General features: G+C 68.8%; 19 protein-coding genes and 4 pseudogenes. 7 read left to right on the top strand and 16 right to left on the bottom strand.

Translation table 11 applies throughout. The features are described 5' to 3' along the window. The first annotated feature begins 26 nt into the window (after positions 1-26). Positions 27-859: pseudogene (locus QQY24_RS34255) on the top strand (IS5 family transposase). 101 nt (positions 860-960) lie between these two features. Here QQY24_RS34255 and QQY24_RS34250 read toward each other — a convergent pair. Continuing rightward, positions 961-2,217, bottom strand: a complete 1,257-nt coding sequence (locus tag QQY24_RS34250; RefSeq protein WP_301970644.1) for an IS701 family transposase — start codon at positions 2,215-2,217, stop codon at positions 961-963. A gap of 112 nt (positions 2,218-2,329) precedes the next feature. Between QQY24_RS34250 and QQY24_RS34245 the strand changes: the two genes are divergently transcribed. Then, positions 2,330-3,135, top strand: a protein-coding gene (locus tag QQY24_RS34245; protein ID WP_301976855.1) for an IS5 family transposase whose coding sequence is annotated in 2 segments (ribosomal slippage) — positions 2,330-2,675 and positions 2,675-3,135 — 807 coding nt in all. Because the reading frame shifts where the segments join, the coding sequence is not laid out codon by codon here. A gap of 104 nt (positions 3,136-3,239) precedes the next feature. Here QQY24_RS34245 and QQY24_RS34240 read toward each other — a convergent pair. From QQY24_RS34240 to QQY24_RS34230, 3 genes and pseudogenes are all read right to left on the bottom strand, one after another. Then, positions 3,240-4,496 carry an IS701 family transposase gene (locus QQY24_RS34240; protein ID WP_301970644.1) on the bottom strand — a complete coding sequence of 419 codons (1,257 nt, stop codon included), beginning with the start codon at positions 4,494-4,496 and terminating at the stop codon, positions 3,240-3,242. A gap of 50 nt (positions 4,497-4,546) precedes the next feature. Next, a pseudogene (locus QQY24_RS34235) lies at positions 4,547-5,225 on the bottom strand (IS6 family transposase). A gap of 395 nt (positions 5,226-5,620) precedes the next feature. Beyond that, positions 5,621-6,721, bottom strand: a complete 1,101-nt coding sequence (locus tag QQY24_RS34230; protein ID WP_301976807.1) for a phosphotransferase enzyme family protein — start codon at positions 6,719-6,721, stop codon at positions 5,621-5,623. Positions 6,722-7,194: 473 nt separating this feature from the next. Here QQY24_RS34230 and QQY24_RS34225 point away from each other — a divergent pair, with 473 nt between their 5' ends. Further along, positions 7,195-7,584: a hypothetical protein gene (locus QQY24_RS34225; protein ID WP_301976806.1), complete on the top strand. Its 390-nt coding sequence runs from the start codon at positions 7,195-7,197 to the stop codon at positions 7,582-7,584. Positions 7,585-7,670: 86 nt separating this feature from the next. Here the strand turns inward: QQY24_RS34225 and QQY24_RS34220 are convergent, their stop codons facing one another. From QQY24_RS34220 to QQY24_RS34190, 7 genes are all read right to left on the bottom strand, one after another. Beyond that, entirely contained in the window at positions 7,671-8,678 is a 1,008-nt protein-coding gene (locus QQY24_RS34220; RefSeq protein WP_301976805.1) for an alpha/beta fold hydrolase, read from the bottom strand. Continuing rightward, positions 8,675-9,697: a beta-ketoacyl synthase N-terminal-like domain-containing protein gene (locus tag QQY24_RS34215; protein WP_301976804.1), complete on the bottom strand. Its 1,023-nt coding sequence runs from the start codon at positions 9,695-9,697 to the stop codon at positions 8,675-8,677. Before QQY24_RS34215 ends, QQY24_RS34220 begins: the two co-directional genes overlap by 4 nt. Beyond that, the gene (locus QQY24_RS34210; protein ID WP_301976803.1) at positions 9,694-10,830 is read right to left on the bottom strand and encodes a beta-ketoacyl synthase N-terminal-like domain-containing protein; all 1,137 of its coding nucleotides are present in this window, start codon (positions 10,828-10,830) and stop codon (positions 9,694-9,696) included. Before QQY24_RS34210 ends, QQY24_RS34215 begins: the two co-directional genes overlap by 4 nt. Continuing rightward, entirely contained in the window at positions 10,827-12,599 is a 1,773-nt protein-coding gene (locus tag QQY24_RS34205; RefSeq protein WP_301976801.1) for an AMP-binding protein, read from the bottom strand. Before QQY24_RS34205 ends, QQY24_RS34210 begins: the two co-directional genes overlap by 4 nt. A 156-nt stretch (positions 12,600-12,755) precedes the next feature. Continuing rightward, complete coding sequence (locus QQY24_RS34200) at positions 12,756-13,532, bottom strand: nucleoside 2-deoxyribosyltransferase (protein ID WP_301976800.1); 777 nt, start codon at positions 13,530-13,532, stop codon at positions 12,756-12,758. Positions 13,533-13,623: 91 nt separating this feature from the next. Beyond that, positions 13,624-14,340, bottom strand: a complete 717-nt coding sequence (locus tag QQY24_RS34195) for a uracil-DNA glycosylase family protein (RefSeq protein WP_301976799.1) — start codon at positions 14,338-14,340, stop codon at positions 13,624-13,626. A gap of 114 nt (positions 14,341-14,454) precedes the next feature. Beyond that, a complete protein-coding gene (locus QQY24_RS34190) occupies positions 14,455-15,702 on the bottom strand; it encodes a class I SAM-dependent methyltransferase (RefSeq protein WP_301976798.1) in 1,248 nt (415 codons plus the stop codon). Between the two features lie 240 nt (positions 15,703-15,942). On the opposite strand from QQY24_RS34190, the gene QQY24_RS34185 reads away from it, so the two are divergent. Further along, complete coding sequence (locus QQY24_RS34185) at positions 15,943-17,259, top strand: XRE family transcriptional regulator (protein WP_301976797.1); 1,317 nt, start codon at positions 15,943-15,945, stop codon at positions 17,257-17,259. 393 nt (positions 17,260-17,652) lie between these two features. On the opposite strand, the gene QQY24_RS34180 is transcribed toward QQY24_RS34185, so the two are convergent. From QQY24_RS34180 to QQY24_RS34170, 3 genes are all read right to left on the bottom strand, one after another. Beyond that, positions 17,653-18,699 (bottom strand): helix-turn-helix domain-containing protein, encoded by a 1,047-nt coding sequence (locus tag QQY24_RS34180; protein ID WP_301976796.1) that lies wholly within the window; start codon positions 18,697-18,699, stop codon positions 17,653-17,655. A 61-nt stretch (positions 18,700-18,760) separates the two neighbouring features. Then, entirely contained in the window at positions 18,761-19,591 is an 831-nt protein-coding gene (locus tag QQY24_RS34175) for a helix-turn-helix transcriptional regulator (RefSeq protein ID WP_301976795.1), read from the bottom strand. 333 nt (positions 19,592-19,924) lie between these two features. Beyond that, a complete protein-coding gene (locus QQY24_RS34170; protein WP_301976890.1) occupies positions 19,925-20,479 on the bottom strand; it encodes a hypothetical protein in 555 nt (184 codons plus the stop codon). Between QQY24_RS34170 and QQY24_RS34165 the strand changes: the two are divergent. Beyond that, positions 20,473-20,862 (top strand): annotated as a pseudogene (locus tag QQY24_RS34165) (transposase); the annotation flags it as partial. The gene QQY24_RS34170 and the pseudogene QQY24_RS34165 overlap by 7 nt on opposite strands. A 27-nt stretch (positions 20,863-20,889) precedes the next feature. On the opposite strand, the pseudogene QQY24_RS34160 reads toward QQY24_RS34165, so the two are convergent. Next, positions 20,890-21,549: pseudogene (locus tag QQY24_RS34160) on the bottom strand (M15 family metallopeptidase). Between the two features lie 147 nt (positions 21,550-21,696). Here QQY24_RS34160 and QQY24_RS34155 point away from each other — a divergent pair. Then, entirely contained in the window at positions 21,697-22,221 is a 525-nt protein-coding gene (locus tag QQY24_RS34155; RefSeq protein ID WP_301976794.1) for a ribonucleoside-diphosphate reductase, read from the top strand. A gap of 118 nt (positions 22,222-22,339) precedes the next feature. Next, positions 22,340-23,488 carry an ISAs1 family transposase gene (locus tag QQY24_RS34150; RefSeq protein ID WP_301975985.1) on the top strand — a complete coding sequence of 383 codons (1,149 nt, stop codon included), beginning with the start codon at positions 22,340-22,342 and terminating at the stop codon, positions 23,486-23,488. Between the two features lie 197 nt (positions 23,489-23,685). Here the strand turns inward: QQY24_RS34150 and QQY24_RS34145 are convergent, their stop codons facing one another. Beyond that, a complete protein-coding gene (locus QQY24_RS34145) occupies positions 23,686-25,830 on the bottom strand; it encodes a DPP IV N-terminal domain-containing protein (protein WP_301976793.1) in 2,145 nt (714 codons plus the stop codon). Positions 25,831-26,249: the final 419 nt, after the last annotated feature.

The raw sequence follows: 26,249 nt of genomic DNA, 5'->3' as shown, positions 1-26,249 counted from the left end.
GAGGTGGTTGGATCATTACGGCAGCGATGATCTGGGGGTGCGAAGTGGCACGGCCGAAGCCGTGGGAAGTCGATGACGAGCTGTGGGCGGTGATCGAACCGCTGCTGCCCAAGGTCGAGCGTCGGGCCCGGCACCCAGGGCGCAAGCGGCATCCGGACCGGCTGGTGTTCCAGGGCATCCTGTTCGTCCTGCACACCGGGATCTCCTGAGAACACCTGCCGCAGGAACTCGGCTTCGGCTCGGGCATGACCTGCTGGCGACGCCTGGCCGAGTGGACCGGGGCCGGCGTGTGGCCCCGACTGCACGAGGTCCTCCTTGCCAAGCTCCGCAGCGCGAACGCCCTGGACTTCTCCCGAGCGGCCGTCGACGGCTCCCACATCCGCGCGCTAAAGGGGGTCCCAAGACCAGACGAAGCCCTGTTGACCGGGGCAGAACCGGCAGCAAGCACCACCTGATCACCGACGCCACCGGCATCCCGCTCGCCGCCACGCTGACCGGCGGCAACCGCAACGACGTCACCCAGCTGATCCCTCTGCTGGAGGCGATACCGCCGGTGCGGGGCAAGCGAGGCCGGCCCCGACGCCGCCCGGACGTGGTGCTGGGCGACCGCGGCTACGACCACGACAAGTACCGCCGGCTCGTCCGGGACCTGGGCGTGAAGCCACTGATCGCCCGACGCGGCACCGAACACGGCTCCGGACTCGGCACCCAACGCTGGGTCGTGGAACGCGCATTCGCCCACCTGCACTGGTTCCGCCGTCTGCGGATCCGCTGGGAGATCCGCGACGACATCCACGAAGCCTTCCTCACCCTCGGATGCGCGCTCATCTGCTGGAGGCGCCTGACGTCATTGCGATAGGAGTTCTTAGTACTCCAGCAGCGGTTCGTGGCCTGAGGTGCGTTTTCGGTAGTGGCAGCGGCGGGCGATGGCCTGGCGGTGTCTTCTCCAGGCGGACCAGTTCAGTGCGTGGGTGATGGGATCGCGGTCGGCTCGTGGGTGGGGCAGGAGAGTGTCCAGGAGCCGCCGGATCTCTGCCACGGTGAGCGGGACGGTGGCTGATCCGTTTCTGCAGCCCCCTTTGCCTCCCCGCCGGCCTGGGCTTGTGCTGCGAGTGCGGCCAAGACGGCGTGGGCGAGCATGGCCAGGGTGATGTGCCGATACCAGCCGACATAGCGGCGGACTTCGTACTCGTCCAGGCCGCACTCGTTCTTCGCGGCCTGGAAGCACTCCTCGATCGCCCAGCGGGAGCCGGCGATGCGGACCAGCTCGGCGATCTCGACACCCACGGGTGCGTAGGCCAGGTAGTAGGCCACATCTTCGGGGTCGGACAGGCTGCGGCGGGCCATCACCCACCGGTGATGGGTCGGCGGATCCGGATCGAAGATGATGTTGGCGGGCAACTTGGCCCCGGCCCAGTCGTAGATCCGCGGGCCCTTCGCCCCATCGCCGCAGGACAGCCGCTGCCAGGCATCATCGGGTGCTTCATCGATGAGATGGTCGATGCGCCAGATGCCGGCCAGGGACTTGATCTGCTGGGACTTGGGCACCGCCACCACGTAGCCGACGCCCGTCTGCTCGAGCAGGCGGCGGAAGTGCCAGTCCTGCCCGTAGGCCTCATCCGCGGTCACCCACGACGCCGGCAGGCCGGCGGCCAGGCAGCGGCGGACGATGTCCCGGGCCAGTTCCCCCTTGGTCGCAAAGCCTCGCCCGTCGGGGATCTTGGCCGCCCGGCAGCGGTCACGGTCGGACGTCCAGGCTTTGGGCAGGTAGAGCTCCCGGTCCACCAAGGCCCGGCCTGAGCTGGTGGCGTAGGCGGCGAACACGCCGATCTGACAGTTGTCGATCTTTCCTGAGGTGCCGGTGTACTGCCGACTGACCCCGGCTGAGGTGGTGCCCTTCTTGATGAATCCCGTGTCGTCGATGATCAGCACACCGCCCGGTCCGAGCCGTTCGGCGACGTAGGCACGGACGTCGTCACGCAGGGCGTCCGCGTCCCAGACACTGCTGTTCAGCAGCCGCTGAAAGCCGTCCGGAGTGCGGTGACCTGCCCATTCCGCAAGCTGCCAGCCGTTCTTGCGTGTCGCCCGCCCCAGCAGACCACGGACGTAGTCCCGCATCCGCCACCGCAGATCCGCCCGAGTGAACCTGCCCGCCACCCGAGCGAACACCAACTCCAACTCGCCGGCCCAGCAAGCGGCTTCACTCATCCCCTCCATACCAGGACAACGACAACCACCAGCTCAGGACACGAACCGCTGCTGGAGTATTAGAGGGTGTCTCACGTGGTGTGAGGTTGATGCGGCATGATGCCGTGCCATGGGTGTGGGTTTGTCGCAGCGGTTGGTTCCTGACGAACTCTGGTCGCTCGTGGCACCGTTGCTGCCTTCGTTCGCTTCCCGTCCGCAAGGCGGAGGCACGGCCCCGGTGGATGAGCGAGCGGTGTTCACGGCCGTGGTGTACGTGCTGACCAGCGGCTGCGTCTGGCGGCACCTGCCGGAGACGTTCGGCGTCTCACCGGCCACCGCCCACCGCCGGTTCTCCGCATGGACCAAGGACGGGCTGTGGCGGCGGCTGCACCAGGCCGTTCTGGACGAACTCGGCGCCCGCGGCGAGGTGGACTGGACCTCGGTGATCGTGGACGCCGCCTCCGTCCGGGCGAAAAAGGGGGATCGCTGACCGGGCGCAATCCGGTCGACCGGGGCAAGAAGGGCAGCAAGCTCCACGTCCTGTCCGACGCCCAGGGCCTCCCTCTCGCCCTTGGCGTCTCGGGGGCGAACGTCCATGACAGCCAGGCACTCCTGCCGCTGGTGCTGGGCATCCCCGCCGTCCGTTCTCGGCGCGGCCCTCGCAGACGCAGGCCCGGCAGGCTTCGCGCGGACAAGGCGTACCACTCCGCCGAGAGGCTGAGGTGGCTGCGTGAACGGGGCATCGTCCCGCGCATCGCCCGACCCGGCATCGAGTCCGGCGAGCGTCTCGGCCGGCACCGCTGGAAGATCGAACGGACGATCTCCTGGCTCTTCGGCTACCGCCGCCTGACCGTCCGCTACGAGCGCAAAGGCAGCCACTTCCTGGCCTTCCTCGGGCTCGCAGCGGTCCTGACCTGCTACAAGAAACTCGCAAAGATCGCCACGTGAGACAAGCTCTTAGTACTCCAGCAGCGGTTCGTGGCCTGAGGTGCGTTTTCGGTAGTGGCAGCGGCGGGCGATGGCCTGGCGGTGTCTTCTCCAGGCGGACCAGTTCAGTGCGTGGGTGATGGGATCGCGGTCGGCTCGTGGGTGGGGCAGGAGAGTGTCCAGGAGCCGCCGGATCTCTGCCACGGTGAGCGGGACGGTGGCTGATCCGTTTCTGCAGCCCCCTTTGCCTCCCCGCCGGCCTGGGCTTGTGCTGCGAGTGCGGCCAAGACGGCGTGGGCGAGCATGGCCAGGGTGATGTGCCGATACCAGCCGACATAGCGGCGGACTTCGTACTCGTCCAGGCCGCACTCGTTCTTCGCGGCCTGGAAGCACTCCTCGATCGCCCAGCGGGAGCCGGCGATGCGGACCAGCTCGGCGATCTCGACACCCACGGGTGCGTAGGCCAGGTAGTAGGCCACATCTTCGGGGTCGGACAGGCTGCGGCGGGCCATCACCCACCGGTGATGGGTCGGCGGATCCGGATCGAAGATGATGTTGGCGGGCAACTTGGCCCCGGCCCAGTCGTAGATCCGCGGGCCCTTCGCCCCATCACCGCAGGACAGCCGCTGCCAGGCATCATCGGGTGCTTCATCGATGAGATGGTCGATGCGCCAGATGCCGGCCAGGGACTTGATCTGCTGGGACTTGGGCACCGCCACCACGTAGCCGACGCCCGTCTGCTCGAGCAGGCGGCGGAAGTGCCAGTCCTGCCCGTAGGCCTCATCCGCGGTCACCCACGACGCCGGCAGGCCGGCGGCCAGGCAGCGGCGGACGATGTCCCGGGCCAGTTCCCCCTTGGTCGCAAAGCCTCGCCCGTCGGGGATCTTGGCCGCCCGGCAGCGGTCACGGTCGGACGTCCAGGCTTTGGGCAGGTAGAGCTCCCGGTCCACCAAGGCCCGGCCTGAGCTGGTGGCGTAGGCGGCGAACACGCCGATCTGACAGTTGTCGATCTTTCCTGAGGTGCCGGTGTACTGCCGACTGACCCCGGCTGAGGTGGTGCCCTTCTTGATGAATCCCGTGTCGTCGATGATCAGCACACCGCCCGGTCCGAGCCGTTCGGCGACGTAGGCACGGACGTCGTCACGCAGGGCGTCCGCGTCCCAGACACTGCTGTTCAGCAGCCGCTGAAAGCCGTCCGGAGTGCGGTGACCTGCCCATTCCGCAAGCTGCCAGCCGTTCTTGCGTGTCGCCCGCCCCAGCAGACCACGGACGTAGTCCCGCATCCGCCACCGCAGATCCGCCCGAGTGAACCTGCCCGCCACCCGAGCGAACACCAACTCCAACTCGCCGGCCCAGCAAGCGGCTTCACTCATCCCCTCCATACCAGGACAACGACAACCACCAGCTCAGGACACGAACCGCTGCTGGAGTATTAGATCGTGAAGCGGACGGTCATCTGGAGGCGGTGGTGGGGTGCGGTGCGCTGGTGGCGGCCGGGTCGGAAGTGAGGTGAGGTGCCGCTGAAGGCGGCCAGGGATCTTTGAGCGCCACCGATGCTGCGGAAGCCCTTCATCGCGCGTTCGCGTTGCCGGGTCGGCTGGTGTGAGTTCTCCGCCCGGTTGGTCAGCCCTTTGTGTGAGCGGTGCTCCACCGAGGGCATCACCTCACGGTGGGCGGCGCCGTAGGAGCGGAGCTTGCCGGTGACGATCCCCCCGCGGCGTCGACCCGGTCTTCTTGAGGAGCCGGCGGAAGAACCGCCTGGCCGCGGTCTTGTCCCGGCGGTTGGGGACCAGGATGTCGAGCACGTTCCCGTCCTGGCCGACGGCCCGCCACAGGTACTTCCGCTCCCCGTTGACGCTGATGAAGACCTCATCCAGATGCCACTTGTCGCCAGGCTGCGGGCGCCGACGGCGCAAGGAGTTCGCGTAGGCCTGGCCGAACTTCAGGCACCAGCGGCGGATGCTTTCACAGGAGACGATGACACCCCGCTCGAGCATCAGCTCCTCGACCTCACGGAAGCTGAGCGGGAACCCAAAGTACAGCCACACGCAATGAGAGATGACCTCCACCGGGTACCGGTGCCCCCTACACGACGGCAACGCGCTCTCCACGACAAGACCCTCCCGAGCATGACCATCCCATGCGATCAGCCAACGTGACAGCACCCTCCGAAGAGACCGGCATCGACGACGACGCCTGTCCCTGGCGGATCCGGTTCCCGCGTATGTCGAGTTCGGACGCGTTCCGGCGCGCCCGGAGAAGGAAGAGCCGGATCACTACCACCTCGACATCGGGTACGCCTTCACGACGGACCACGCGGACGTCGGCCAGATCCAGGAATCGGAAGTGACCGGCGCCGCCTGGTATCCGCTCACGGACGCCGAACAGCTGGTCGGACGCCGCACCGCCCGGGCAGTCAGCAGGCCGGCTCACGAGGCTGACCTCCAGCGGCGCGGGTCCGGGATGGGTTCGATGACTGGTTATGCCGGCTATGAGGGGCATGAACTCAGCGGATAGTGTCACGCAGGGCGTCCTCCATGACAGGGAGCCGGTCCAGCAGCATCAGAGCTGCCTCGTGCCGTACCCGCCCGTAGGCCTCCATAGCTGCGTCGATGATGTGCGGTCGTTCCACTGGCACCGACAGTGGAAAGGCCGAGCAGAGCATGGCTGCGCAGCCGACACGGAGCGAGGACACGAGGTCGTCCACGGACGCCTTCGGATTGGCGTTCCGGTAGGCCAGGGTGAGATTGGTGTACCCGGTGAGCCAGCTCTCCGCCCTGTTGTCCAGCACGCTCTTGGGGTCACAGCCAAGGCGCGCGATCTCCCAGGCGAGGTACCCGGGCGCGGGCGGTCGGAAGTCCACGATCGCGGCTACCTCGTTGTCCTTGAACAGGACGTTTGGACCGGCCATGTCGCCGTGCAGAACCTGGACGGTCAGCTGTGGGAGCAGAGCGAGGGCGCGCTCGACATCCCCCAGGATGGCTTGCCGCTCACGCGCCGCCTCCAGCGCCCACGTCTCGAACTCCCCGAGCATGGGCATGTGCTGGTACGCATGGATCAGTTTCTCGAAGCGGTCCCGCGAAGCGGCCACGTCGCACACGGCGGCACCGGGTTCCAGGGTGGGGGAGGCGGCGGGGTGAGCGGCGAGCCGGCTGTGGAGGCGGCCCATCTCTGTGCCGGCGGATGCCCACCGTCCACTAGTCAGGCCGCCTTCGGCTGTCGCGGTGTGCGGCACGTACGACCACAGCGACATCGGCAGGCGGCCGTGGGTCTCGAGGAGTTCGTGCTCACGCGTGCGGGTTGCCCGCGCGGTCGCGACTCCTCCGGCGGCGGCGAACTCCGACAGTTCGACCGACGCCCGCTCCAGATCCAAGTGCTCTCGAGTGCGGTAGACCTTTGCGAAGTGCCGCTGGCCCGTTTGATCCACGATGGCGTAGTTGTCCGTCGCGGTGCCCTCCGGGATGCGCGTGATCTCTGCCGGGTGCAGCCCGTACGCGAGCACGAGCGTGTCAGCGAGCGCCCTGATCTGCTCCCCCGCCGTGGTGTGGCCGGGTGTGGATGGCGCGGCGAAAGGCTCCGCTGCGGGCTGGTGAGATGCGGTGGACATGGTCTCCTCGTCGAAGAGCGAGAGTGGTCAGATGATGAGCGGGCGGCAGGTGGACGGGTCCATCAGGACGCAGGCACAGGGTGCCGGTGGGGTGTTCGCCCCGGCGGGTGATGTGCGGGGTGAACGTTGCCTCCCTCGTTCGGGTTGCGGCAGTACCGAGCCCAGACCCGGCACCGCCACAGATGCCGGCAGGGGACCGGCCGACCAAGCCGACACCGCGGCGCCCTGCCGCGTGAACCGGCTGATCGAGGCGGTGACCGCGGTACCGACGCCGGCTTCTCGTGGCGAGGGTGACCGGCTCGGCACTCGCACAGGCGGGGTGTAGGGCCGACCGGCGGGCGCCGCGGCACCAGGTTGAGATGTTCTTCGCATAGAGTGCGAGCGCGTGGGCGTGCACGTGGTTCGCCGTGAGGCGATCCTGGCCGCCCTCGTCTCCGCAGGCGTCCCGTCGGACAGCACCACCAGGAGGAACAGTGCAATCCCCGCAAGTGATCACCCCCGCGGACAAGCTCGCCGAGGCGAAGCAGCAGCTGAACTTCCCGCGCATCGTCGCCATTTGCGGCTCCACCCGTTTCATGGCAGAGATGGCCGAGGCCGATCTGCGGGAGACCAAGGCCGGGAGGATCGTCGTCAAGCCGGGCTGCGACCTGAAGTCGCCGCACGAGTTCTGGTCCGATCCTGTCGAGGCCGAGGCGCTGAAGATTCGACTCGACGAGCTGCACCGGTCGAAGATCCTGCTCGCTGATGAGGTGCTCGTGGTCGGTGACTACATCGGGGACAGCACCAGGTCCGAGATCGCCTACGCCCGGTCGCTGGGCAGGCCCGTGCGGTTCACGCACCCCGAAGTCGACCCCGACGCCTGAGCGGAGGGCACGCTCCTGCGCCCTTCGCCGGCCAGCATCCCGTTGGCGTTGATCGTCCGGCGGGTGGTGTGGTGGTGGGAGCGGGATCACGGTGCTGCGGAGCGCACCGCGGCCGTGATGGCGCCGGCGAGCGGCTGCTGGTGATCCATCAGGTAGAAGTGGCCGCCGTCGTACCTTTTCAGTCCGAGGTAGTTCGTCGTGAGTGCTCGCCAGGCAAGGAGCCGGTTCTCGCCGATGAGCTTGTCGTGACGGCCTGCGAACGCCGTGAGCGGAACGGGCAGCGGCAGCGGCTCGGGGCTGCGGGGAGGAGTCCAAGTGTCCACGAGTTTGAAGTCGCTGCGGAGCACCGGGGCGAACTTGCGCCAGAGGTCGTCGTTGTCGAGGAGCTGCGGTGGACTGCCGCCGCCGTTCCGCAGCCAGCCGCGCAGTTCGTCGTCGGCCATCCGGTGTGGGCTGCTGTCCGCGTCCGTTTCGCTTTGCGGGGCGCCGTAGCCGGACACCCCCAGCCAGGTGGGGAGCGGGCCTCCCTCGCGGAGGAGCCGGCGGGTGAGCTGGTAGGCGATCAGAGCGCCCATGCTGTGGCCGAAGAACCCGAAGGACCGGTCGAGTAGGGGCGCGATCGCGGTGTGGAAGTAGTCGACCAGTCGGTCGCAGTCGTCGATCAGCGGCAGGGCCTGGAGGTTGCCTCGGCCCGGGGCCTCCAGGAGGCAGAGTTCCCAGTCCTCGGGGAAATGCTCCGTCCAGCCCCGGTAGAGCAGGTGGGAGCCGCCGGCGTGGTGGAGCAGGAACAGGCGCGCCGCGGGTTCGCTCAGCGGCCTGGGCCGGATCAGCGGGGAGGCCGGCGTCTCGGGGGTGAGCTTCGAGGCGAGGAAGGCGTGCAGCTCCGTGAGCGTGGTGGCGCCGCTGGCGGCCACGGCGTTCTCCGGGACGCCGTACGCGGTCTCCACGCGGGTCGAGATCTCCAGCATCAGCAGCGAGTCGATGTCGAGCTCGTGGGCGAAGTGCGCATCGTCGGTGACCTCCTCGGGCTCGGTCTCCAGTACGCCGGCTATCAGCGCGCGGAGTTCCTCGATGGTCACGTTCGTCGTGGTCATGGGTGTAGACCTCGTTCCTGCGTGGATGGGCGGGTGGCCGGCGGCGGGGTCAGCAGCAGGGCGGCCGTCGCGTCGTGGCGTGGGCCTCCGGTCGCGGCGAGAACGTTGCCGGTGGCGCCGCTCTCCAGGTGGGCAGCCGCGGCAGCGCACTGCAGGACGCCGAGCGCCCCGGACAGCGGGCCCAGCTGGGATTCCAGGTCGATCCGGCGCGGGGCTGCGAGCAGATGTCCCGCCCCAGCCTCCGCGGCTACCGCCTCGTCCGCGAGCCACAGTCCGACGGGCTCATGCTCGGTCACGCCGGTGGAGGCCAGCGCCACGGCAAGGTTCCGGGCCCGTGCGTAGCCGGTGATCGTGGCGCGTGGCCGTGCGCCCCGTGAGGCAGCTGCGCCCGCGGGTTCCAGTACGACCGCGACCGCCGCGTCGGTGGACTGCTCGCCGAAGATCTTCGTCACCACGTCGTTGGCGGGTTCGACGCCGACGACGACGGCTGCTTCGGCGCGTCCGGCCACGATGAGGTTCCGGGCCCAGGCCAGGGCGTCCAGACCGCTCGTGGTGCCGTTGCAGACGGTGAGGTTGGGACCGCGCAGACGGTAGCGGATGGCCACCCAGCCGGCGATGACGTTGCTCGATGTCTGGGGGAGGCCCAAGGGGCTGAGGCCCATGACGCCTGCTCGGGCGATGGTGTCGGTGGCTTCGCAGACGCTGTCCGCGTTGCCCAGGTTGGCGCTGACCACGACGGCGGTGGCCTCGGCAGCGCCCGTGAACGTGCTGTCGGCGTCGGTCAGACCCGCGTCGTGGAGGGCGAACTCGGCGGCGCGCAGGGCGAGCCGCGAGGCACGGTCCTTGTGGCGCAGCTCGCGTCCGGTGAGTCCCGTGGCCGGGTCGAAGCCGCCCACCCCCGGCAGGGGCCCGAGGAGATCGCTGTACGTCGCGACTCCGGGCAGGGCCAAGCCGATGCCCGTGACGACGACCTCCCGGGCTTTCGAGCCCCTGGTGTGTGTGGTGCTCGTGGTGGTCATCGGGCTGCCTCTACGATCGCGACGGCGTTGATCCCTCCGAAACCGAAGGCGTCGATCTGCGCGAGGTTCAGGTGGCCGGCTGCGGGGGAGCCCTGCACGAGGCCCAGTCCTGCGGCCTCGGGGATCGGATCGGTGAGTCCCAGGACCGGGGGTACCGTCCCGTTCTTCATGGCGAGCACGGCCATCAGCAGGCTGAGCAGTCCCGAGCCGCCCATGGTGTGGCCAGTCATTGCCTTGATGGCGGTCATCCGCGGACCGGGTCCTGCGCCGTGGAAGATGTGGCGCAGGACGTTCGACTCCGTCTGGTCGTTGAGGGGGGTGCCGCTGCCGTGCAGCATCACCAAGTCGATGTCGCGGGCCCGCACCCCTGCTCTGCTGTAGGCGTCGAGCACGGCGCGGGTGATGCCGTCGGGGTCGGGCGCGGTGGCGTGGCGGGCGTCGCAGTTCATGGACACACCGCGCACCCGGGCGTATACGGGCCCGTTCCCGGCGTCGGCGCGCTGGACGACGACGGCCGCCGCGCCCTCCCCCATCAGCATGCCCTTGTGGGTGGTGCCGAAGGGGCGCAGCGCGTCGGGGAGGTCGTTCTGCACCCGGTCGAGCGTGCCGAAGCCGCTCTCGGTGGCGGCGTCGGTGCCCGCAACGACGACCGTGTCGGCCAAGCCCAGGTCGATCATGTCAGTGGCCATGCCGAGCGCGTACAGCGAGGCGGAGCAGGCGTTGGCGAAGGTGTACGTGGTGGACGCCCCGAAGGCCGCCTTCAGGGCGGTGCCGAAGTGCAGGTCTTCGAGAGTTACGTCCGCGTGATCGCGCCACCACAGTTCGAGGCTGCGCTGCTCGCGCATGGTCGTGCCGACCAGCACGGGTACCTGGGCCAGGTCCTCGCCCAGGCCCGCGTCGGAGGCCGCCTGGCGGACGACGGTGGTCAGCCAGCGGGTGGCGCGCCGCGGTATGTCGCCGCCGCCTTCGGGTCGGTCGTCGATCTCGTAGGCGTAGGTCGCCCGGTACTGGTCCGGGTCGAACGCTCGCAGGGGCTTGCGGCTCTCCTGGCCTGCGCACAGTGCGGCGAAGATGTCCGCGGGGGTGGCGCCGATGTTGGCGACGGCCGCCATGCCCGTGATGTCCCAGGTCACGGTTGGGTCGCCGCCTTCCGCAGCTCGAAGGCGGCGACCTTGCCGGTCGACGTGGTCGGCAGATCGTCCAAAAATTCCAGACGGGCGGGCCGCTTGAAGGCGGCGAGACCGCCGCGGATCGCGGCGGTCACCGCGCGCCGCACCACGGCCCCGTCAGATCCCGGCCGGGCCACCAGATACGCCACGGCCTGCTCCAGGCCATCCACGTCGCGGCCGCCGACCACCACACAGTCCCGGACCCCGTCGACGCCGCGGATGACGCTCTCGATCTCGCTGGGAACGACCTTGTACCCGCCCAGGTTGAGCAGGTCATCAGCGCGGCAGAGGTAGGTGAACGTGCCGTCCGGCGCGCGGCGCACCATGTCGCCGGTGTAGGCGCCGCCGTCGGCGAAGGTGAGCGCTGCGGCCTCAGGGCGGCCGATGTAGCCGAGGGCGACGGTCGGGCCGGCGATGTGCAGCCGGCCCTCCTGGCCCTCGGTGACGGGCGTGCCGTCCGCGGCGCGGACGGTCGCGGTGACTCCGGGCACCGGGACTCCGAGGGTGCCCAGGTGGTCCTCCCCTGGCGGGGTGCCGACGACGATGTGGAGGACCTCGGTGGCGCCGAGGCCGTTGAGCAGCTCGGCCTGGAAGGCGGTGCGGATCCGCTCGCTGAGCGGACCGGCCAGGTTCTCGCCCGCCGACACGCACAGCCGCACGGAGTCGGGGGCGAGCTCCGGTCCAACGTTCAGCAGCGCCGCGTACAGCCGGGGGACGGAGAACAACACGGTGGGCCTGTGGCGCTGCATCGCGGCGGCGAGGGTGTGGACGTCGACGGTGCCTCGCAGGAGTGCGACGCGGGCCCCTGCCGCCAGGGGGCACAGGACGGAACTGCCGAACCCGTAGCCGAAAGAGAGCCGAGCAGTGGACAGCACGGTGTCCTCGGGCGTCAGCGCCAAGACCGCGCCGATGCCGTCGGCCATGGCCGCGATCGCGCCCGCTGAGTGCCGCACCCCCTTGGGCATGCCGGTGCTTCCGGAGGTGTACTGCACCAGCGCCTCCCGCTCCCTGCTCCACGCGGCCGGTGCCCCAGCGTCCTCCGGGCGCCGTGCGGGACCGGCCTCGGCGGTCGCCAGGCCGGCGCGGACGTCGGTGCCTGCGAACCGGGTGGTCGTCGCGAACAGCTCCTCCAGAGCGCGCTGCCGCTGGGGGGCGGCGTCGAGGTGCACCACTGCTGCGGCGCAGTCGGCGGCGATGTAGCGGACCTCGTCGTCCGTGAGCAGCGGGCTCATCACCACGGGGACGCAGCCGTGCCACCACAGGCCGAGGACGGCGACCACGGTCGCCACGGAGTCGTCCGTGACCAGGAGGCCGCGGGCGCCCTCGGGCACGCCTGCTGTCCGCAGGGCGCCGGCGTACCCGCGTGCTGCCTCCAGGAGGCCCGCGTAGGTGATCTCCCCGGCCTCGGGGTCGTGGTAGCTCGCCCGGTCACCCCGGCCGGCGGAGACATGACCCGCCACCAGGAGGTCGATTAGGTCAGCGCCCTGGGTACTCGTCGCCCGCCGGCCGAGCACGGCCACCGCGGCATCCAGGCTGGTGAGGGCTGCCGCGTCTTCCACGGACAGGGCTCCGAACTCGCGCTCGATCGCGATCACGACCTCGGCCTTCTCCAAGGAGCTCATGCCGAGTTCCTCGTAGAACAGGGCACCAGGGTCGATGGCTGCCTCGTCCAGCTCAAGGACAGACGCCACGATCGCTCGCAGCCTGTCGGACACTATGTCGATGGGTTCCACCAGCGAGGGTCCTTTCCCAATCGTCGAAGCCGAGCAGCGGGATCTGGGGGCAGAGAGAGGGTGAGCTGAGGACCTGCTGACGGGACTGCGTTCGTCGAAACGCGATCCAGTCAGGGCTGCGACGGGGCGGGGTGCCGCGGCCCTCAGCGGGTGTGCTCAGGAACCCAGGCCCACCTCGCAGGGGAAGAGGACGGACACGCCTTGGGGCTCCTCCGTGAAGATCACCTTCTTGGCGAGCGCGGACATGAAGCCGAGCTCGAAGACGGTGCCGCTTCCGACGCGACCGCCCGGGTTGCACACGATGACAGCGTCGGCTCGCCGGAACGCGTCCATGTGCACGTACTTGTGCCGCCACGTGTCGCGTTCGTTCTTCAGCACATCCTGGTAGTCGAAGAGGATGAAGTCGGTGCCCTCGGTTTCCGGCTTGATCCTGGTGCTGCGCGGGCTGAGCACCTCGGTGCCGGTTTCGCGCAGCTGGGTGATGACGCCCTCGATGTCCCCCAGGCACTGCTGGAAGCTGCCGCAGACGACGGCCGTCCGTAACTCCCTCCGGATCAGGCCTTCCACCATGTCGCTCGAACCACATGCGGACATGCCCGTGTCCAGATAGAACTGCTCCAGCTCAGGCCCCACGATGTTGAAGTAGAGGCCCGTGTCGACGTAGACGCTGTTGACCAGCGCGTTCGCTTCCGAGTGTGGGAGCCGCTGGAAGACCCCGGTGGCGTGCACTCGCGTGTTCTTGTTGTCGACGACCTCGGTGAACTCCTTGAGCCCGGTGCAGAACTCGCTGACGCTGTCCGCCAGCGCCTCGCCGGCGAGGCCGACTCCGAACGGAAGCCGCTCCCTGGTGAGCAGGCTCAGCTCGCCGCTCTGGTGGCGGTAGACGCTGACGCGTTCCGAGCCGAAGTGGACCAGGACCTTGCTCTTTGTCATCACTGTGCTGTTCTCCTTCTTCTCGATCCGTCGCGTTGGGAGTCCTCAACCTGCGGGGAGTCAGCCGAGGGAGGCGCTGTGGGCAGCACAGCTAGTCGCCTTCTCCGCGCAGAGCACGGAGGTATTTCTCGGCGAATTCCTCCTTTCTGCCGCCGTTGTATTGCGTGATGAAGCGCGGATGCTCCAAGGGTACGATCTTTTTGAAGAAGCGCTGGCCCTCGTTCACTTTCGAGAGGAACGAGAAGTTGTCGCCGCTGCCGATGCAGTAGCACACCGAGGCGTCGATTCCGAATGTCAGCTGGCGCTCAAGGGATTTCAGGAGGAAAGAGTCCAGGAGTTCCAACAGCTTCTTGTTCTCGTAGTAGTTGCAGTTGACCTCTCTTCCCTGGGGGCTTTTTTTCACCAGGCCGAGAGGGCAGACAAAGCTCATGACGAAGTCGGCGTAAAACCTTTCGCGGCCCCCGTAGCGCCTGATGACATCGTGCAGGAATCCGGCGGAGGGCCGGCTCACCGCATAGCCGTCGACATCGACTCCCGTTTCGCTTTCGAGGAGCTTGGCGTCCTCGAACGGGACCCCGGTCACGGCCGTGCCCCGTCGAGCGGGCGAACTCCCAAGCACCAGACGGCGCGGCCTGTCGTCGTCGTAATACTTGCGGTAGAACGCAGTCGTCACCTCGCGGACGCGCTCCCTCTGCGGGCCGCTGAACGGGTTGACGACCGCGAATCCAGGCGGCAGTTCAAGCGTCGTCTCCGCGAGTTCCTCGTTGAACTGCAGGATCCGATCAGCAACGGTCGTTCGCCCGTTCATTGCAGAAGTCCTTCCTTCACGCTGGTCGCTCCAGACCGACCGGTCGCCCCGGCTGTCTGCGATCCAGCCTTCCCGCGGAACTGGTCCGCGGCCGGCCGGGGGGCGGCGGCAACGTTAGGCGGCGACCGCCGAAAGGTAAATCTCGGTACTTGTTGGGAATATTCGGACGTCTTTGAAGTCGACACTGTCGAGCTCCGCACCAATTAGATTGGCGGTGTCCATCCCGCGATAAATGTCGACGAATTCAGTGCCGGGGATGATCAGTCCCGGCACGACGCAGCCCCGCTGAGTATACAGAAATCCGTTGGCCACGGAGACGATAATCACCGCGCCGGGCTTCAGTACTCTGTGTGCCTCCGAGGCTGCTGCAGACGTGTCGAAGAATGACGAATTGTACGTCCTCAATGAGACATACAGATCGAAACTGTCGCCCGGCAGGGCGGACAGGTCTTCTGCGCTGGAGACGACGGTTCTCGATAAGGGAATGCGTCTGCTTATGTTCGCGAGGCCGCTTTCCGCGATATCGGCGAAGGTGATCCGCGGGCAGTCGGAGAACAGGGCCGCCGCTTCGTGGCCGGCACCGACGCCTACGTTGAGGATGCTGGCGGCAGTCAGGGGCCTTGTGGACGACATCCTGTAAACCGCCATGAAGTCGTCGACCCACCCCGCGTTGGCGGCGCGAGCGTCGTACGCGTAGTCGTAGGTGCCGTACTTCGCGTCGAACGCTGCGGCCAGTGCGTCGCCTACGGCGCGCTCAGCCTCTTGGTACTCGGTCCCGTACCTCTTGCAGATGAGCGAGGCGAGCGCAACCCTCCCCCGGTGCGCGTTGACGTCGCTCCTGGTCACTGCGAATCCCATTGCCATCAGCCTGGTGGAGACGGCTTCGCTGATGCGATGGGTGGAGTAGTGGGGGTTGCAGTCGATGCTCTGCTCGCTCGCCGCGTAGAGGTCCCGATTCTGGACAAGGATCTGGCGCTGAAGATCGTCGGGGAAGCGGAGTACATGGCCTCGCTCGGTGACGGGGTCGCCACTGAGGTAGTTCGTCAGCGCGGGGTCCGGCAGACCGACGTACACCTTGTCGATCCGCACGGCGCTCAAGAGCTCGGCCAGCTCGAACGACCCGGCTCCCGACAGGGTGTTGATCGTCAGGTAGGCGCTGTGAGCACTGGCGATTCCGAGTTCTTGAATCCTGCGCCGCAGAACGCGGAACCAGGATGCGCCGCGCACTTCGCCATCGAACGCGGAGCAAATCAACTCGTCGTGTTGTGAAACGAGCGCAACACCGACCCGCCGACCTGATTGTGAGTCCCTTTGCGCTACTCCAATGACGTAGTTCATCCAATAGGTACTGTCCGGGTTCATCTAGGCCTCCATTTCTCACCTTGCGCGACACGCACAGGAGCGTCATCGCTCCTCGGGGACGTGGACAGGCCGGCTCCGTCCGGGGATACATGACGCGAACGCCGCATCCTGGGAGGTCGATCCAATGACCGAGTGTCGAACAACTGCCGCAGTTACCCAAGGAGTTGTCGGTAGTCCCCGCGGTAGTCCCGGCCGGTTCACGGCTACGCTCAGCGCTGGTGCTGCTGATTGGATGATGGAGTGGCGGACAACATCCACCCCTTGGCACTCGTACGTGGCGCGTGGGGTATGACCGGCGTTGACTTGGCCCGGGGGATCTGCGCGGCGGCGGAGCGCCGCGGCCTGCGGTCGGGCGTGGACAAACAGCGTGTCCGCAAGTGGGAGGTCGCCGGGGTCAGACCTGACCGGGAGTCCCAGGAGTACATCGCCGAGGTATTCGGAGTCCCCCTTGAGAACGTCGACGTGGGGTCGTGGCCGAACTGGCTGCCCGACGTCGGCGTCGTCCGCCTGGGGCCCGCCAGCACCGTGCCAGCCCTTCGAGAGGCATTGAGAGCATCGATGGATCGATCCCGCCGTACCATCCTGTCCGCGATCTCCGGCACGGCCCTGATCACCTTGGCCGGTGCCTGGGCGAGTACCGACACAGGGCCGCAAGTCCTCGAGCGCGTCCAGGGCAAAGGCGTCGGCGAGGGACTTGTCGCCGTGCTGGAGGAAACCAGCGCGCGGCTGACCACCCTGGCCACTCGGGAACGGCAGCACACCGCTCCACTGATCGACGCCCACCTGGCGACCGTGACCGACCTGATCGCCGAGGGGCGCTATTTCCCGGCCCTCGGCCTCCGGCTCCACGCCTTAGCCGCCAGCCTCGCCCAGACCGTGGCCTGGCACCGCTTCGACCACGGGCGCCACGGTGAAGCCGGCCGCTTCTGGATCGCCGGCCTCCACAGTGCTTACGCCAGCGGCGACCACGACATGGGCGCCGCACTCCTGAGCGACCTCGCCTACCAGGCATCCTGGCGCAATGACCCTCGCACGGCCGCCCGCATCCTGGAACGCGCTCTGACCCGCACCCGGCACCCCGCCGCCCGGTCCCTGCTCCACCTCCGCCTTGCACGCGCCCTGGCTGCCCAGGGCGAGCGGCGCGCCACTCTGCGGGCCCTGAGTGCTGCCGAGCTGCTTCTCGGCGTGCCGACCCCCGATCCCGTTCCTGCGTGGTGCTCCTGGCTCTCCGAGGCGGACCTCGCCGTCGACTCCGGGCAGAGCCTCAGCGACCTGGGCGAAACCCGCCGGGCCCACCAGCTCATCGAGGAAGGCCAGAACCTGCTTCCGCCCAGCCGGGACAAAACCCGCGGAGTCTTCCTCGCATACCGCGCCAAAACGCACCTTGACCGGGGCGAGCCCGACGTCGCCGCAGCCGCTGCATCCAAGTCCCTGGACCTCGCTAGCCGTATCGGCGCCCCCCGTTGCGTTGAACTCGTGCGCGGACTCGTCCCGCGATTCGAGGCATTCAGCGACGCGGAGGGCGTTCCTGAACTCCTGGTCAAAGCCGCAGTCTGAACTGCGCCTTCCCACCCGCCACGAACCCGTGGCAGCCCTTCGCGCGGCCGCGACAACAACGAGCGCAAGGCCCGTGCCGCCGGGGAGCGCGCGGCTGGAACGAATGGCGGACGCCGTTGGCCGCGGACTTGGATCCGAGCGGCCGTCTCTGCCCGCCCCGGGGCCGGGGCGGGCGGGAGCACAACCGTGCAGGGAGCCGTCAAGACCGATGGCTATACGGCGGCTCTTCCTCGCCCCGTTACGCCGGCATCGCGGGCACCCGCTACGGCCTCCTGCCGCCTCGTGACCGCAAGGCTGTGCCCGGACGAGATATCGGCCTGGGTGGGGCGGAGGCACCGAAGGATGTGAGGCTGCGCAGATGGCGGTCATCGCTGGCCCTGCGAGATGTGGTGGTCAACGGGGCTGGAAGTTGGATGCGCTGGTGGCCACGAGGCGTGCGCTGCACATACGAGCACGGTGATCAGCACGCCCATCGCGATGACGGCCATGCAGCCACCGACGTCTCGCAGAGTCGAGAGCAGCGGATCGTGCTGCCAGGGGCGTGCGCTGCGCATGGGGGGCGCGGTCCTCGCGGATTCTGGCCGCGGGCCCGATGCCGTGGCGCGGCGGGGGACTGTGTTGCTGGCGGACAGCGGGGCCGGCACGGGGGCGGAGGCGGTGCGGGGCATGGCGGCTGTGGTCATGCGCGATCCCCCACTGCGTGGCGGCGCGGTGCAGTGCGGCCAAAGAGTCCTCGGCGCTGAGGGCCGCCGCGAGTTGCCGGTCGAGGGACGAGGTCTTCCACCCGGCTTTGGGCCCGGTGCTGTAGGTGACCGTCAACGGCAGTTGCTCGTCGGCGAACACGACCGGTCCGGTGTCGAGGGTGAGTTCGGTGCCGACCGGTTCGGACCAGACGGTGAAGTCGGGGACCAGCAGACGGAAGTGCAGTACTCCGGCGTCGACCATGGCGGCCAGGTGGCGTAGGCGAGCGGCGGTACGCGGCGCGTCAACACAGCCGCATTCGAGAGCGAATTCGTCCCACAACAGAGTGACCGGGCAGTCGTCGGGCAATCGCCGTTGCTCCGGTGCGGTCGCGTGCCCGGTCTGCTGTGGTGTCCCCGATCCGTGGAGTAAGGCCGGCACGGTGCGCGAGGCGACGCGGATCCGCGTGGCTCGGGCCTCCACTGCGGCCAGCCGCCGGTATCGGCCCGCGCCAAAGTCGGCCACGACGTGCCGGTGCTCGCAAGCGAGCAGCCGCTCCAGCCCGTCCGGGTCCTCGTCGGCGAGCCCGTAGCAGCGGGTCAGGGCCAGCGCGTGCGCGTGGGACCACGCCGCCCGGCCGGCCTCCAGGCGGCGGATCCGTGTCTCGGGCAGTTTGAGGTAGGCGGCGGCTCGGGCCGGGGAGATGTCGGCCCGCTCGCGTGCGGCACGAAGGAAGGCGCCGACGACTACGTCGTCCACGGATATGTCGCGGCATGGATCACCCTCGCAGGAGGGGCCGCGTCTGCCTGGGGGAGAGCGTTCAGCACGCCGGCCTCCTGGAGTCCGCATCAGCCCCGCGGGCTCCTGCCGGACCATGCCGACGGCCGTGTGGCGCCCATGGCCCGCCTCCCTGCACGGCTTGCCGGAGCTCGTGAGCGCTGATCGCCACCGACAGTGCCCGCTGGGCCGCGGCCTCGAGCACCTGCCGCTCCCTGCGAGCGGAAGGACCGTTGCGCACCAGGGACGGCTGTCCGGGCGCGTGCGCGACGTACAGCTGGCGCCGCTCGCGCTGTGCCGCGCGTCCGTCCCAGCCCCGCGCGGTGAGGGTCCACTGGGTCACCACCCCCGGCTCGACCCTGAAGCTGGCCGGGACCAGCCGGACGCTGAGCGCTTGGGCGTCGAGGAGGCCGACCAGCTGAGCAAGCTGTTCGGCTGAGAGCCAGTCCAAAGCGGGTTCGTGCAGCAGCAGCGTCGCACTCCAGCGGGCCTGCTGAGGGCTCGGGGCGACGACGGCCGCCGCAGCGTGAAACGCCGGCTGGAGAGGACCCGTAGTGAAGATCACGGTCTCCCGGCTGGCACCCCTCAAGGCCGTCGTCCACGCCCCGCGCCCCAGAGGCTCGGCACCGGCCTCGTGCGCATGGACGCTCCCGCTCCGTTCCACCAGGGCAGCGGCGTAATGCACCTCCTCCTCCGGCGCGCCGTACTCCTCCAGCAGAGAGCGCGTGACGCGCTCGCTCAGCAGCTGCCGCGCCAGCTCGGTCTGGCTCACACGAGAGGTGGGTATCCCGGCAAGCTGTCCGGCCTGTGCGACGGAGAGGCCTTTCACCCTGCGGTGGTGGCGCAGGAGGGCGTCGACCAGCAGCTGCGACACGGAGGGAAAACCGCACGGTGGTGTGCACAACCGCAGGGTGAGGGCGTCAGGCATGGCGAGCCCCCTGAAGAGGTACAGAGGCGGTGAAGCGGATCATGGATACTTCCTACGAAAGTGGGTGTTAACAGGGCGAAGCGAGCCGCCGCTGGGAGTTGAAGCTGCGGATGCCCTGGGCGATGTCGAGCCGTTGTGGCGGGGGAGGGGGGCGGCGTCGTCACCGCCCGGTCCCGGAGACGGGCCGGGCCGGCTTCCAGCCAGGACGGGTTCCTCCGTGCGCGGCGGTGGGCCGGATAACGGGTTCTTCTTGGCGAGTCGTTCACGCAGGCCCTGGGGTCAGGCACTCACCGGCTGGTTGAGGATGTCGCTGAGCTGGTCGCTGTCGAGGGTCAGGCGCAGGATGTGGTGGTCGGAGAGGTCCTCGTTGACCTCGATCACGTCGAATCCGGTTATGGCAGGCAGTAATTCGGGGGTGAGGTAGGCGCGGTCGACTCGGCTGTCGGGGCCGTGGGTGTCGCAGGCGTTGACGGCGCGGGAGAGCGCGCGCGGATCGCCGTGCGGGGCGGTCGCCCAGTACAGCGCGGCGTCCTCGAGTCCGGCTGTGCGGAATGCGGTGTCGGGCCGCGTGTCGGGCACGCGCTTGCCGGACGGTCCGGCGTACGAGCGGTGGAGTCGGTGAGGCAGGTTCTTGACCGTGGAGAGGTCCGGCAGCGGCAGGTCGCCTCGCGAACCGGTGGGGTAGGAGTTGTTGTCGCCGGCGTAGATCGCGGGGAGGGTGTGGCGGCGGCCGTCGGGCGTGAGCCAACCCTTGTCGGCCCAGGTGGTCAACCACTCGGCCTCCACCAGGCGTTGCTCGGCGCTGGCGTAGTTGAGGTGGCGCCGCGAACACACTGGCCGCGCTGAAGTCGATCCGCGCGGCCCGCCCGGACGGCGCCCCGATCTACGTCATCCTGGACAACCTCTCCGCCCACAAGGGCGAGACCATCCGGCGCTGGGCGAGGAAGAACCGCGTCGAACTGTGCTTCACCCCGACCTACGCCTCCTGGGCCAACCCGATCGAGGCCCACTTCGGCCCGCTGCGGCAGTTCACCCTGGCCAACTCCCACCACCGCAGCCACCCCGCGCAGACCCGGGCCCTGCACGCATACCTGCGATGGCGCAACGCCAACGCCCGTCACCCCGACGTGCTCGCCGCCCAGCGCAAGGAGCGCGCCCGCATCCGCAGCGAGAAGGGCATCCGCTGGGGCGGACGCCCACTCACCGCGACAGCCTGACGGGCTACCGCGGCTCAACCAAGAGCGTCATTCGTGCACACCTTGCCGGCTCGGTCCGTAACAGGCGCTTGCCGCTCCAGTGGCCAGCGCCCAGTAGCGGTCGCCGAACGATCAATGCCACCACTCCGTCGGGTAGTTCACCAGGCCCACGGCCGTCAGCACGCGCCCGAGGATCTCCCGGTGGGCGCGCGCCTGCTCGCCGATCCCGGCAGCGTCGGTGTAGCAGGCGCCGGCGCTCTCCTCCAGAGTCGCGTTCATAGGCGTACCCAGATCCAGCTCACGGCCGTCTGCATCCACGAGTGTCAGATCCACCGCCGCTCCCGCGCTGTGCGGCGCGATCTCCGGCGGCGACACGAAACGGCTCGTCGCCGACCGGATCTGCTCGTCGGTCCATCCAGGCTGCTCAGCTCGCAGTCTGGCCGCGTACTTTTCAAAGTAGCGCCGCTGCAATGCCGGAGGACGATAGCCCTCGACCACCAGGAACCTCAGACCGGCCGGCAAGTGCGCCTGTGCCTTGAACAGACGCTCCAGCACGCCTTCCCGCAGGTAGAAGAAGGCGTCCGAGTCGACCTGCTTCCGCAAGTCCACAAGCAGCGGCCCCCTCCGGACATCGACCAGCGGCTCACCGCACTCGTGTACGGGGACGGCTGCTACCCGTGGATCCGACATCAAGATGATCTCGCTCATCCCGCGATGATCCCCGAGTGCGGTCAACGACCACAACGTTGCCCAACCACCCGGCGAACGTTCCTGGTCAAAGCACTAGCAGTTGACGTCCACAGTTTGTGTGTGACCCAGTCTGTACGTTCTCCATCTACCAGTGAAGGATCATTCATGGCCGAGCGGTTCGGTGACGGTACGACGCTGACGCGCAGCGACGATCAGGTGGGCCGACCGGCGCCCCAGCGTCCTCCGCGGCGGATGAAGTCGACGACCCGCTCGTTCACCGTCGGCGAGGGGAAGGGGTACCTCACCGTCGCCTGCACCACCGATGGCGTTCCAGCCGAGGTGATGATCCGCATGGTCAAGCAGGGCTCCACGCTCGCGGGCATGATGGATGCCTTCTCCTCCACCATCACGCGGGGCCTTCAGCACGGCGTGCCGCTCGAAGTGTTCGTCCGTGAGTACGTCGGCATGCGGTTCGAGCCCGCCGGCCTCACCAACGACCCGGAGATCAGGCAGGTCAGCTCCGTCATGGACTATGTCGGCCGCCGCCTGGCCCTGGACTATCTGCCCTACGACGTGCGGGTGGGGCTGAACGTCCTCACGGCCGAGGAGCGGGCGACCAAGGTGGTCTTTGGAGGAGATATCCGCGAAGCGGCCCCCGCGGGGGCCAGGGCTGATTCAAAGTCCTGGTGATCACGAAGCGTTGCTGGTCACGGAGGTGTGACGGGGTGGCCGGTGGGCCGTCACGAAGACAACGAGGCTCCAGTTGACGGGGTGACCTACCAAGTCGCCCTGTATCACCGGAGCCTCGATGTGCCGCCAGTCTGCCACTGTCTGCCTGACCAAGTCGCCCTCGCCGCGCCAGCGTGAACTGCCCGACGTCGCCGAGCGGTTGGCGACACTGCTCGACCTGCGCGACCGCCGTGGCCGTCGGCACTCGCTGGTGTCGGTCCTGCTCACCGCGGCCTGCGCGGTGCTGGCCGGGGCCCGCTCCTACCTGGCCATCGGCCAGTGGGCGCGCAATGCCCCGCAGGACTGTCTCGCCCGTCTCGGCATCCCGTCCCGGGGCCCGCTCGGCATCCGGCGCGCGCCTGCCACATCCACGATCCGCCGTGTGCTCACCCTGGTGTGCCCCGGCGGGCTGGCCGATCTGCTCGGCTCCGCCCCGGTGGGCGCCGAGCAGGTGGCCGTGGACGGCAAGACCGCCCGCGGCTCGCGCACCGACACCGACGACGCCGTTCACCTGCTGTCTGCCCTGACCGGCTCCGGACGCGTGGTCTCCCAGCTCCCGGTGCCGGACAAGACCACCGAGGTCACCGCCCTGCCCGCGCTGCTGGCGCCCTTCGACCTGATCGGCTGCACGGTCACCGCCGACGCGCTGCACACCAGCCGCGAACAGGCCCGCTACCTGGTACAGGAGAAGAAGGCCCATTTCGTGCTCGTGGTCAAGCGCAACCAGCCGCGCCTGCACACCGCGCTGCGCGCCCTGCCGTGGAAGGAATGCACCGCGGTGCGCCACGACCGCGAGCAGGGACACGGCCGGCACGAGACCCGCTCGGTGCGTGCGCTGACCGTCACCGGCCTCGGCCTGGACTTCCCGCACGTCGCGCAGGCCGTGAAGATCCACCGTTACCGCACCGACGTCAAGAGCGGGAAGACCACCCGGCAGACGGTCTATGCGATCACCGACATGACCTCCCGTCAGGCATCCCCGCAGCATCTCGGGCAACTCGCCCGCGCACACTGGGGCATCGAGTCCGTGCACCACGTCAGAGATACAACCTTCGCCGAGGACGCATCCAAGGTCCGCACCGGGCACGGCCCGGCGAACATGGCCACACTGCGGAACCTCGCGGTCAACACGCTCCGCGACGCCGGTCACCGCAGCATCGCCGCCGGGCTACGGCAGGTTTCCTACGCGCCCTTCACTCACCCGCTCGACCTGCTCGGACTCGCTTGACCTGCACCGATACATGATCACCAGGACTTTGAATCAGCCCTGCCGCGGGGGCCGCTTCGCGGATATCTCCTCCAAAGACCTCGGGCCTTGCTGTTGGGGGTGTCCCTCGCCTAGCGAATACACAGTGTGATGGCAGCCAGGATGACCGTGGGGCAGGTGCCAGTTGGCACCTGCCCGTAGCTTCGGGAGTATCGGGCCTAGCAGGGCACCGTGGTGGGGCGGCCGACCAGGTGCCGCTGGAGGAATTCCAGTTGGTGCCCCAGTAGCCGGGCGAACGTGTCGTTGGTCGGTGCGGCATGTGTCATCCCGCTGAGCGGCAGCACCTCGTGCGGCTTCCCCGCGGCCAGCAGAGCGCTGGAGAGTTGCAGCGTATTGGCCACGAAGGCGTTGTCGTCTGCCAGTCCGTGCATCAGCAGCAGCGGGCGGCTGAGCTTTGGAGCGTCGGCAAGAAGCGAGGACAGCTCATAGTGCTCCGGGTATTGGTCGGGCAGACCGAGGAAGCGTTCTTTCCAGCAGGCGTCGTAGAGATGCTGGTCGGTGAGAGGGGCGCCGGCCACTGCGGCGTGGAAGGTGTCGGGTCGGCGCAGCACCGCGGCGGCGGCCAGCGTCCCGCTGAACGACCAGCCGCGGATGCCGACCCTGTCGAGATCAAGCTCCGGGTGGCGCTCGGCGGTCGCGTGCAGCGCGGCGACCTGGTCGTCCAGGGTCGGGCCGATCAGGTCGCCGTAGATCTCCTTCTCCCAGCGTGGCCCGCGTCCGGGCGTGCCGGCGCCGTCCGTCACCAGCACCGCGAAGCCCTGTTCCGCGAACCACTGCGAGACGAGGGTGTGAGAGGTCTGTTCGGCCATCACCTTCTGCATTGCGGGGCCGCCGTAGGGGTCGACCAGCACCGGTAGCTGGGCGTCACCGGCCTTGTGCCAGGACGGCAGGAAGAGGTGTGTGCGCAGTTCGCGGGGCCCGACGGCGGCGGATTCGACACGCAGTTGCAGCAGCGGGCGTTGGGCGTGCGAGCTGATTTCGACGGGCGCGGGGCCGTCCGGTTCCGGTCGGCCGTCCTCGGTCAGGCGGTGCACGGTGGTGTGCGAGCCCGGCAGATCCAGCGTGCGCGTGGTGTGTACGAACGTGCTGCCGCAGAATGCGCCGGAGTGCACCCCCGGCTGCTCGGTCAGCCGGTGTATGCCCTGGCCCGGACGGTACCTCCACACATGGCGCTCGGTGGGTTCTGCGGACGCTGTGAAAAGCACCGTCTCGCCGTCCACCGCGAGCACCTCGTGCAGCTGCAGGCCGTCCGGTGTGACCGGCGTGCCGTCGATGCTCAGGTGCCGGGTCTCGTCCCGGTCGAGGTAGTCGACGAGCAGGCCGGTGTCTGTCCGCGCGGGCACTCCGGGCACCAGCAGCTCCACCCAGCGCTCATCGTGCCGCTCGGCCAGGAGGCTGGTCGTACCGTCTGCCGGGTCGATGGCCAGTACCTGGAGCGTGCGCTGGTCGCGGCTGAGTACGGCGGCGAACGGACCGTGCCCGTCCCAGCCGGCCGCGGGCAGGTACTCGAAGCCGGCCCGGTCCCAGCGGATCTCGGTGTGGTTGCCCGCCAGATCGGCGATCCAGAGCGTGACCTCGGCGTTGGCGGTGCCGACCCGTGGGTAGCGCATGGTGCGCGGCGGCTTGGCGGGGTCGGCCGGATCGGTGATGTACCACAGCCCAACCTTCCGGTTGTCCACCCGGGTGGTCAGCAGCCGCTCTCCGTCCGGTGCCCACCAGTACGCCCGGTAGCGGCCCATCGACTCGCTCGCGACATGCTCCGGCAGGCCGAAGAAGACGTCCGGACCTTCCGCCGGCTCGGGCGCGGCCACCGCTCGGTCGCCACTGCCGTCGGCGCTGATCACCCGGAGCGCGCCGCCGGAGACGTAGGCGATGTTCCGGCCGTCCGGGGACGGGCGCGGGTCCACCACCGGCTGCCGGGCGGGTAGTTGCCGGACAGCGCCGGAGCCGGTATCCACCACCCACAGCTGCCCGGAGAGGGCGAACGTGGCCACCTGGGCGGCTGTGTCGGTGGCGTAGTCGGTGATCCCGGCGGCCTGCTGCCGGGCGCGCTCGCGCCGGATGCGCTCCTCCTCCGGCACCTCATCGGTCGCGTCGCCGAGCAGCCCGGCGGGGTCAGCCAGCAGTCGCTCCGCGCCGGTCGCCAGGTCGAGCGTCCACAGGCACCCGACCGGATCGTCCCCGGCCCGGCTCCGCAGGAACAGGACACAGGTATTGTCCGGCGCCACGGTGAAACGGGTGGGTGCGCCGAGGGTGAAGCGGCGGGTGCGGGCGAGCTGTCGCAGAAGTGGGGATGTCACCATGCCTGGCACTGTGTCATTCGTTCGGTATAGCAGCATGGGAATATCGAGATCGTTCCCCGTGGGCTTCATAGTGCCGACTCGCTCGTGGCCGGTTCAGGCAGCCGTGCCGAAACCGGTGGCAGCCCGGCACCAGGCGTGTTGAGTCCACCGGTGATCTGAGCAGACTGTCAAAAGCCGTCGGCAGGAACGCGGGGTCTGAGGAACATCCGTGTCAGATCGTGCGCTAAGCGTTCGTCGGCCCTGGTGGGCGGCCGACGGGGTGCCGGCGGCGGGACCGGTCGGAAGTTGTCCCACGGATAATGCGCCGTTATCTGTGGCAGTACGGGGCGCCACCTGTCCGAACGAGCCGCGGGCGGCACGTGAAGCAGCCCTGTTATCTGTGGTATCGCGCCGCCGGACCGCTGCCGCACGATCTGACA

Source organism: Streptomyces sp. TG1A-8 (assembly GCF_030499535.1).
GTDB lineage: Bacteria > Actinomycetota > Actinomycetes > Streptomycetales > Streptomycetaceae > Streptomyces.
This window is presented reverse-complemented; position numbering and strand designations above follow the sequence as displayed.